General features: G+C 70.4%; 8 protein-coding genes. All 8 read right to left on the reverse strand.

Annotated elements, in window-relative coordinates:
* Window positions 1-110: 110 nt before the first annotated feature.
* Entirely contained in the window at window positions 111-1,664 is a 1,554-nt protein-coding gene (gene nuoN, locus ACWEVO_RS20345; RefSeq protein ID WP_452309095.1) for an NADH-quinone oxidoreductase subunit NuoN, read from the reverse strand.
* Window positions 1,661-3,193: an NADH-quinone oxidoreductase subunit M gene (locus tag ACWEVO_RS20350; RefSeq protein WP_452309096.1), complete on the reverse strand. Its 1,533-nt coding sequence runs from the start codon at window positions 3,191-3,193 to the stop codon at window positions 1,661-1,663. Before ACWEVO_RS20350 ends, nuoN begins: the two co-directional genes overlap by 4 nt.
* A gap of 64 nt (window positions 3,194-3,257) precedes the next feature.
* Complete coding sequence (nuoL, locus tag ACWEVO_RS20355; RefSeq protein WP_452309097.1) at window positions 3,258-5,183, reverse strand: NADH-quinone oxidoreductase subunit L; 1,926 nt, start codon at window positions 5,181-5,183, stop codon at window positions 3,258-3,260.
* A 10-nt stretch (window positions 5,184-5,193) separates the two neighbouring features.
* On the reverse strand, window positions 5,194-5,511 hold the full coding sequence (gene nuoK, locus ACWEVO_RS20360) for an NADH-quinone oxidoreductase subunit NuoK (RefSeq protein ID WP_265004547.1): 318 nt from the start codon (window positions 5,509-5,511) through the stop codon (window positions 5,194-5,196).
* Window positions 5,508-6,281, reverse strand: coding sequence for an NADH-quinone oxidoreductase subunit J (locus tag ACWEVO_RS20365; protein WP_452309098.1), 774 nt, complete (start codon window positions 6,279-6,281; stop codon window positions 5,508-5,510). Before ACWEVO_RS20365 ends, nuoK begins: the two co-directional genes overlap by 4 nt.
* The gene (gene nuoI, locus ACWEVO_RS20370; RefSeq protein WP_452309099.1) at window positions 6,278-6,919 is read right to left on the reverse strand and encodes an NADH-quinone oxidoreductase subunit NuoI; all 642 of its coding nucleotides are present in this window, start codon (window positions 6,917-6,919) and stop codon (window positions 6,278-6,280) included. The genes ACWEVO_RS20365 and nuoI overlap by 4 nt, the downstream gene beginning before the upstream one ends.
* A gap of 1 nt (window position 6,920) precedes the next feature.
* Window positions 6,921-8,279 (reverse strand): NADH-quinone oxidoreductase subunit NuoH, encoded by a 1,359-nt coding sequence (gene nuoH, locus ACWEVO_RS20375; RefSeq protein ID WP_452309100.1) that lies wholly within the window; start codon window positions 8,277-8,279, stop codon window positions 6,921-6,923.
* A partial coding sequence (locus tag ACWEVO_RS20380; protein ID WP_452309101.1) for a molybdopterin dinucleotide binding domain-containing protein occupies window positions 8,276-9,242 on the reverse strand: 967 nt, incomplete at its 5' end. The genes ACWEVO_RS20380 and nuoH, both read right to left, overlap by 4 nt.

Here is a 9,242-nt window from a genome sequence, read left to right on the forward strand (position 1 = left end):
CTCAAACACCAACACACCCCCCCCCCCCCCTTCCCACCGCCCGTTGGGGGGGTCCCCGGCCGGGGGGCCGCACCCCCTGGCCGGCCGGCCCCCCGGTGGGAGAACCTCGGTCATCTGACGAATTCGGCGGCACCGTTGGCCAGGTCGAGCAGGGGCGCCGGGGCGACACCGAGGACCAGCGTGGCGAGCACGCCGATGACCAGGGCCGCCGAGGTGAGCGCGCCCGGCACGGTGACCGTCGGGGTGGCCTCCCCGGGCTCGGAGAGCCACATCATCACCACGACCCGCAGGTACGGGAAGGCCAGCACCATGCTGGTCAGCACACCGGCGATCACCAGCCAGGCCTGGTGCGCGTCCAGCGCCGGCGCGAAGATCGCGAACTTGCTGGTGAACCCGCTGGTCAGCGGGATACCGGCGAAGGCCAGCAGGATGAAGGTGAAGATCGCGGCGAAGAACGGCGAGCGCCGGCCCAGCCCGGCCCAGCGGGACAGGTGGGTGGCCTCGCCGTCGGCGTCCCGGACCAGGGTCACCACGGCGAACGCGGCGATCACCGAGAAGCCGTACGCGACCAGGTAGAACATCGTGCCGGAGAGCCCGTCCTTGCTCGGCGCCAGCACGCCCACCAGCAGGTAGCCGGCGTTCGCGATGGACGAGTAGGCGAGCAGCCGCTTGATGTCCGTCTGGGTCACCGCCAGCACCGCGCCGACCAGCATGGTCAGCACCGCCACCGTGCCCAGCACCGGGGTGAAGTCCCAGGCCGCCCCGGAGAAGGCGACGTGGAAGACCCGCAGCAGGGCGCCGAAGGCGGCCACCTTGGTGCAGGCGGCCATGAAGCCGGTCACCGGGGTCGGTGCGCCCTGATAGACGTCCGGCGTCCAGACGTGGAACGGCGCGGCGGCGGCCTTGAAGAGCAGGCCGATGGCGAGCAGCGCCATGCCGGCGTAGAGCAGCGTCGGGCTGGCCGGGGAGTCGGCCACCGCCGCGTGGATGGTGGCGAAGTCGACCCCGGCCGTGCGGCCCGGGACGCCCGACGTGAAGCCGTAGATCAGCGCCACACCGAACAGGAAGAACGCCGAGGAGTACGCGCCGAGCAGGAAGTACTTCATCGCCGCCTCCTGGCTCAGCAGCCGCCGGCGGCGGGCCAGCGCGCAGAGCAGGTAGAGCGGCAGCGAGAAGACCTCGAGCGCGATGAACATGGTGAGCAGGTCGTTCGCCGCCACGAAGATCAGCATGCCGCCGATCGCGAAGGTGGCCAGCGGGTACACCTCGGTGGTGCCGCCCGCGCTCTCGGCCTGCCGCAGGTCGTCGGGCGACTCGGCGGTGACCGCGGCGTGGGCCACGAAGGCACCGCCCCGCTCCACCGAGCGCTCGCCGATCAGCAGCAGCGCCATCGTGGCCAGGATCAGGATCGCACCCTGGAGGAAGAGCGTCGGCCCGTCCACCGCGATGGCCTGACCGGCGGTGAGCAGCCGGTCGTCGGCGTTGAGGATCACCATGGTCAGCGCCGAGAGCACCGCCAGCAGGGCGAGCGCGAGCTGCACCCCGTTGCGCAGGCGGCGCGGCACGAACGCCTCGACCAGGACGCCGACCAGGGCGGCGCCCAACAGGATCAGGATGGGAGCCAGCGCCGCGTAGTCGAGCGACGGCAGCTTCAGTTCACTCACTTCGCGGCCTCCTGGACGGTGCCGACCGCCGGGGCGGGGTCGGTCCGACCCACGTCCTGCATGGTCGCCTTGACGGCGGGGTTGATGACATCGGTGACCGGCTTCGGGTAGAAGCCGAGCAGCACGATGAGCGCGATCAGCGGGGCGACCACGATCTTCTCGCGCAGGGTCAGGTCACGGCGCATGCCGTCGACCTCGGTGAGGGCCGGGTTGAGCGTGCCCTGGGTGGTGCGCTGCACCATCCACAGCACGTACGCCGCGGCCAGGATGATGCCGAGCGTGGCGATCACCGCGACCGGCTTGTTGGTGGTGAACGTGCCGATCAGCACCAGGAACTCGGAGACGAACGGCGCGGTGCCGGGCAGCGCCAGCGAGGCGAGACCGGCGAAGAAGAGCACCCCGGCCAGCAGCGGGACCAGCTTGCCGGCGCCGCCGAAGTCGCTGATCAGCGCCGAGCCGCGGCGGGCGATCAGCATGCCCACCACCAGGAAGAGCAGGCCGGTGGCCAGCCCGTGGTTGAGCATGTAGAGGACCGCGCCGGTGCCGGCCTGGGTGGTGAACGCGAAGATGCCGACCCCGATGAACCCGAAGTGCGCGATCGAGGTGTACGACACCAGCCGCTTCAGGTCGTTCTGCCCGACCGCCAGCAGCGCGGCGTAGATGATGCCGATCACGCCGAGCGCCAGCGCCCACGGGGCGAACCACTTGGACGCCTCGGGGAAGAGCGGCAGGCAGTACCGCAGGATCCCGAACGTGCCGACCTTGTCCAGCACGCCGACCAGCAGCGCCGCGGCGCCGGCCGGGGCCGCGCCACCGGCGTCCGGCAGCCAGGTGTGGAACGGGAAGAACGGCGCCTTGATCGCGAACGCGAGGAAGAAGCCGAGGAACAGCCAGCGGGCCGTGTTGACGTCCAGGTCGGTCTGGCTCAGCGCCTGCCAGTCGAAGGTCTTCCCGCCGACCACCCAGAGGCCGATCACCGCGGCGAGCATGAACAGACCGCCGACCAGCGAGTAGAGGAAGAACTTCACCGCCGCGTACTGCCGCTGGTGGCCGCCGTAGCTGCCGATGAGGAAGTACATCGGCACCAGCATGACCTCGAAGAACACGTAGAAGAGGAAGACGTCGGCGGCCGCGAAGACGCCGATCATCGTGCACTCGAGGACGAGCAGCAGCGCGAAGTAGACCGGTACCGAGCGCCGGGACTGCTCGGCGTCGTGCCAGGAGGCCAGGATCACCAGCGGCACCAGAATCGCGATCAGCATCAGCATGACCAGCGCGATGCCGTCCACCTCGAAGGTGAAGTTGACGCCCCAGTTCGGGATCCAGGCGTACGACTCGCGGAACTGGAACCGGTCGCCGTCGGCCTGGAAGGCGATCCACATGACCACCGACAGCACCAGCACCAGCAGCGACCAGCCGAACGCCACCAGTTTGGCCAGGTCCGGCCGACGGCGCGGCAGCAGGGCCACGACCAGGGCGCCGACCAGCGGTGCCACGGTCAGCACCGAGAGGAACGGGAAGTTGGACATTATTCGGCCTTACCTCCGTCGTGACTGCGTGGCCCGCCGGCGGGGGCGGCCGCGTTCAGGTCGATCACGCCAGCCACCCCGCCTGCACCGCCAGGAACGCCGCCACCACGAGCAGCGCGCCGGTCAGGATCGAGGTCGCGTACGACCGCACGAAACCGGTCTGCAGCCGCCGGAGCCGGCCCGAGCCCCCGCCCACCCCGGCGGCGAGGCCGTTGACCAGCCCGTCGACGCCCCGGTTGTCGAGGAAGACCAGCGCCCGGGTGAGGAAGATGCCCGGCTTCTCGAAGACCGCCTCGTTGAAGGCGTCCGTGTAGAGGTTCCGGCGGGCGGCGGTGACCAGCACACCGGCCGGCTGCGGCTCGGTGGCCGTGCCGTTGCGGAACAGGAACCAGGCCAACCCGGCGCCGAGCACCGTCACCAGCAGCGAGAGCGTGGTGATCAGCCAGTGCGCGAGGACCGCCTCGTGGCCCTTCTCCTGGCCGCCCAGGCCGGCGGTCGCCTCCAGCCAGTCGGGCACGGAGGTGGCGAGCAGGAAGCCCGCCGCGACCGAGCCGATCGCCAGCAGGATCAGCGGGATCGTCATCAGCTTCGGCGACTCGTGCGGGTGCTCGATGTCCTCGGTCCAGCGGGCCGGGCCGTGGAAGGTGAGCACGAAGAGCCGGGTCATGTAGAACGCGGTGAGCCCGGCACCGACCAGCGCGGCCATGCCGAAGAGCCAGGCGGTCCAGCCCTCCCGCTCGAAGGCGGCCACGATGATCGGCTCCTTGGAGAAGAAGCCGGAGAACGGGAACATGCCGATGATGGCCAGCCAGCCCATCATGAAGGTCAGCCAGGTGACCTTCATGTACTTCGACAGGTTGCCGAAGCGGCGGATGTCCACCTGGTCGTGCATGCCGTGCATGACCGAGCCGGCGCCGAGGAACATGTTGGCCTTGAAGAAGCCGTGCGCCAGCAGGTGCACGATCGCCAGCGCGTACGCCGCGCCACCGAGGCCGACGCCGAGGAACATGTAGCCGATCTGGCTCACCGTCGACCAGGCCAGCACCCGCTTGATGTCGTCCTTGGCCGCGCCGATGAGGCAGCCCATCAGCAGGGTGATCGCGCCGACGCTGACCACCACCAGCTGGAGGGTGCTGTTGGCGGAGAAGATCGGGTTCGACCGGGCGATCAGGTAGACGCCCGCGGTGACCATGGTGGCCGCGTGGATGAGCGCGGAGACCGGGGTCGGGCCCTCCATCGCGTCCGGCAGCCACGCCTGCAGCGGGAACTGGCCGGACTTGCCGGTCGCGCCGAGCAGCAGCAGCAGGCCGAGCACCAGCACGGTGGTCTGGCTCAGCGCGCCGACGCCGTTGAACACGTCCTCGTACTGGGTGCTGCCGAGCTGGGCGAAGAGCACGAAGATGCCGATAGCCAGGCCGGCGTCACCGACCCGGTTCATCAGGAACGCCTTCTTGCCGGCGGTGGCCGCGCTCGGCCGGCCGTACCAGAAGGAGATCAGCAGGTACGACGCCAGACCGACGCCCTCCCAGCCGAAGTAGAGCATCACGTAGTTGTTGCCGAGCACCAGCAGCAGCATCGCGGCGACGAAGAGGTTGAAGTAGCCGAAGAACCGCCGCCGGCCCTCGTCGTGCGCCATGTACTCGACCGCGTACAGGTGGATCAGGAAACCCACCCCGGTGATCAGCAGGACGAAGACCGCGGCCAGCGGGTCGAAGAGCAGACCGAAGTCCACCTTCAGGTCGCCGGCCGTGATGAACTGCCAGAGGCTCAGCTGGACCTGCTTGTTCTCCAGGCCGCGGAGCTGGAAGAAGTAGGTCAGGCCGAGCACGAAGGCGGCACCGATGGCCGCCACGCCCAGCCAGTGGCCCCACCGGTCGGCCCGCCGGCCCAGCAGCAGCAGGATCGCCGCGCTGACCAGCGGGATGGCCACCAGCAGCCAGACGCTGCCGAGGAACCCGGAGGCTTCCGCGAATCGCACAGTCTCTTCCACCGCAGGCCCCTCAGTACTTCAGCAGGTTGGCGTCGTCGACGCTGGCCGAGCGCCGGGTCCGGAAGATCGACATGATGATCGCCAGCCCGACCACGACCTCGGCCGCCGCCACCACCATCACGAAGAACGCCATGATCTGGCCGTTCAGGTCGCCGTTGATCCGGCTGAACGTGACCAGCGTCAGGTTCGCCGCGTTGAGCATCAGCTCGACGCACATGAACAGGACGATCGCGTTGCGCCGGACCAGCACCCCGACCGCGCCGATGGTGAACAGCACCGCGGCGAGGACCAGGTAGTAGCTCGGCTCGACCGAGAAGAACGAGCTCATTTCTTTTCCGTCCCCTTCAGGGAGGTTTCCTCGGCGGTCAGCTCCCGGACCGGCAGGATCTCCGGGATGCTCCGCTCGGTCAGCCGGCCGTCCGGCAGCCGCGCCGGCGTGGCCACCGAACTCGAGGTGGCGAAGACGCCCGGGCCGGGCTTCGGGCCGGGGTAGTTGCCGGGCCGGAACCGGGCCTTCATGGTGGCGACCTGGTCCATCCGGTCCTGCTTGCGCCGCTCGACGTGCGCCAGCACCATCGCGCCGACCGCCGCCGTGATCAGCAGCGCCGAGGTCAGCTCGAAGGCGAAGACGTACTTGGTGAAGAGCAGCCGGGCGATGCCCTGCACGTTGCCCTCACCGTTCGGCTTGTCCAGGCCGACGGCCCGGACCCCGTCGAGCGCCCGGTACAGGCCCGTGCCGACCAGGCCGGCGAAGCCGAGGGCCAGCACGATCGCCGCCGTACGCTGCCCGCGCAGCGTCTCGATCAGCGAGTCGGAGGCGTCCCGGCCGACCAGCATCAGCACGAACAGGAAGAGCATCATGATCGCGCCGGTGTAGACGATGATCTGCACCATGCCGATGAACGGCCCGGCCTGGAGGACGTAGAACACGCCCAGGCAGAGCATGGTCAGCACCAGCCAGAGCGCCGAGTGCACCGCGTTGCGCGCCCACACCATGCCGATCGCGCCGATCAGGGCGAGCGGGGCGAGGATCCAGAAGGTCACCGCCTCGCCGCCGCCGACCGAGGCCGCCTCGGCGAGCACCGTCTGCGTGGTCATGCCGTGTCTCCCTTGCCTGCCGCCGCCCGCTGGGCCGCCTGCTCGGCCCCCGGGAACGTCACGCCCGGGGTCTCATCGAGCTGGTACCGGCCGGGCCCCATCGGCGAACGCTCGGCGCCGGCCGAGGTGCCCGGGTTGGTCAGGCCGCCGACGTAGTAGTCCTTCTCGCTCTCGCCCAGCCGCATCGGGTGCGGCGGCTGCTCCATCCCGGGCAGCAGCGGCGCGAGCAGCTGCTCCTTGGTGAAGATCAGGTCCTGCCGGTTGTCCCGGGCCAGCTCGTACTCGTTGCTCATGGTGAGCGAACGGGTCGGGCAGGCCTCGATGCAGAGCCCGCAGAAGATGCACCGGGCGTAGTTGATCTGGTAGACGCTCGCGTACCGCTCGCCCGGGGAGAAGCGCTGCTCCTCCGTGTTGTCGCCACCCTCGACGTAGATCGCGTCGGCCGGGCAGGCCCAGGCGCACAGCTCGCAGCCGATGCACTTCTCCAGCCCGTCCGGGTGCCGGTTGAGGATGTGCCGCCCGTGGTAGCGCGGCGCCGAGACCGGCGGCTTGAACGGGTAGTCGGTGGTGACGACCTTCTTGAACATGTGCGAGAAGGTGACCCCGAAGCCCTTGAACGTTCCGGTGATCGCGCCCACGTCACACCTCCCTGGAGTCCGTGCCGGCGACGACGTTGGCCGGCTCCCGCTCGGCGACCACGCGCCTGGTGCGCGGGCTCGGGGGTACCTGCAGGTCCATCGGGGGCAGCGGGAAGCTGCCGTGCGGCCGGCTGTTGACCTGCTCCTGCAGCGCCGGCTTCGGCTCCTTCTTCCGGCTCGGCCAGAAGAGCGTGGCCAGCAGCAGGACGCCCGCGCCGATGCCGGTGGCGAGCAGCCGGTCGTTGGTCTGCCAGTCCTCGATCGAGCGCAGGCCGGCCAGGACCAGGATCCAGACCAGGTTGATCGGGAGCAGGACCTTCCAGCCGAACCGCATGAACTGGTCGTACCGGAGCCGGGGCAGGGTGCCCCGGAGCCAGACGAAGACGAAGACCAGGATCAGCACCTTGCCGAAGAACCAGAGCATCGGCCACCAGCCGGAGTTGGCGCCGGCCCAGAAGGTGGTGATCGGTGCCGGGGCCCGCCAGCCGCCCAGGAAGAGCGTCGTGGTGACCGCGGACATGGTCACCATCGAGACGTACTCGGAGAGCATGAAGAGCGCGAACTTCAGCGAGCTGTATTCCGTCATGAAGCCCGCGACCAGCTCCGACTCCGCCTCGGGCAGGTCGAACGGCGCCCGGTTGGTCTCACCGACCATGGCGATGAAGAAGATCACGAAGCTCGGCAGCAGCAGGATCGCGTACCAGCCGGGGGCGGTGACGTTCATGCCGAGGATGTCCAGCTTCGAGCCGTGCGCCTGGGCGGCGACGATCCCGCTGGTCGACATCGTGCCGGCGGTCATGAAGACCGCCACGATGCTCAGCCCCATGGCGACCTCGTAGGAGATCATCTGGGCGCTGGACCGGAGACCACCCAGCAGCGGGTAGGTCGAGCCGGAGGCCCAGCCGCCGAGCACGATGCCGTAGATGCCCATCGAGGAGCAGGCCAGCAGCACGAGCACCGCCACCGACACGTCGGTGACCTGCAGCGGCGTCCAGTGCCCGAAGATGCTGACCTTCGGCCCGAACGGCACCACCGACAGCGCGGTGACCGCGCAGATCACCGAGATGGTCGGCGCGAAGAAATAGACGACCTTGTCCGCGGCCCGCGGGAGGATGTCCTCCTTGAAGGCCATCTTCAGGCCGTCGGCGAGGGTCTGCAGCAGGCCGAACGGGCCGACCTGGTTCGGGCCGGGCCGGACGGCCATCCGGCCGACGACCCGCCGCTCGAACCAGACGCCGAGCAGCGTCGCCAGCAGACCGAAGACGAAGGCGAACACGATCTTGATGAGGACCAGCCACCACGGGTCCTTGCCGAAGTCGGCCAGCGTCGGATCCTGCGCGGCCGCGAGGACCGGGCTCATTGAACACCCCCAGCGTTGAGGAGCGGACCCGGACGGCCGGCCGCGTCCGCGGCCACCGCCGCGGCGGAGACCTGCACGACCGCGCCGGACGACGCGCCGAGGCTGCGCCGGACGGTCGAGCCGGGTGAGTTGGTCGGCAGCCAGACGACACCGTCCGGCATCTCGGTGATCGCCGCCGGCAGGGTGACCGCACCGCGCTCGGTGCCCACGGTCACCGGGTCGCCGTCGGCCACCCCGATCGCCTCGGCGGTGCCCTTGCCGAGCCGGACCACCGGCGGGCGGGCGGTCCCGGCGAGATGCTCGTCGCCGTCGGTCAGGCTGCCCAGGTCGATCAGCTGGTGCCAGGTGGCCAGCACGGCCTCGCCGGCACCCGGCTGCGGCACGGCCTCCGGCTCGACCACCGGGGGCCCCGGGCGGTCGACCCGGGTCGGCGGCAGCGAGCCCAGCTCCCGGCGGACGCTCATCACGTCGCCGGTGCCGAGCCGGACGTCCAGCTGCGCGGCGAGCGCGTCGAGCACCCGACCGTCGTTCATCGCGTCCGTCTCCAGCACCGCCTCGAAGGTGCGCAGCCGGCCCTCCCAGTCCAGGAAGCTGCCGGCCTTCTCGACCACCGGGGCGACCGGGAAGACCACGTCCGCCCGGCGGGCCACCGCGCTCATCCGCAGCTCGAGGCTGACCAGGAACGGCACCGCGTCGAGGGCCTGCTCGGCCAGGCGCGGGTCGGCCAGGTCGGCCGGGTCGACGCCGGCCACCACCAGGGCGCCGAGCTGACCGTTGGCGGCGGCGGTGAGGATGCCGTCGGTGTCCCGCCCGGCCTGGCTCGGGATCACCCCGGCCGGCAGGTCCCACGCCTCGCCCAGCTCGGCGCGGGCCGCCGGCTCGGTCACCACCCGGCCGCCGGGGAGCAGGTTGGGCAGGCAGCCCGCGTCGACCGCGCCGCGGTCACCCGCGCGCCGCGGCACC

Source organism: Micromonospora sp. NPDC003776 (assembly GCF_053605645.1).

Bases quoted from the DNA above. Each gene is read 5' to 3' on its own strand.
- ACWEVO_RS20350 (WP_452309096.1), bottom strand. From the start codon at position 3,193: ATGTCCAACTTCCCGTTCCTCTCGGTGCTGACCGTGGCACCGCTGGTC.
- nuoK (WP_265004547.1), bottom strand. From the start codon at position 5,511: ATGAGCTCGTTCTTCTCGGTCGAGCCGAGCTACTACCTGGTCCTCGCC.
- ACWEVO_RS20365 (WP_452309098.1), bottom strand. From the start codon at position 6,281: ATGACCACGCAGACGGTGCTCGCCGAGGCGGCCTCGGTCGGCGGCGGC.
- nuoH (WP_452309100.1), bottom strand. From the start codon at position 8,279: ATGAGCCCGGTCCTCGCGGCCGCGCAGGATCCGACGCTGGCCGACTTC.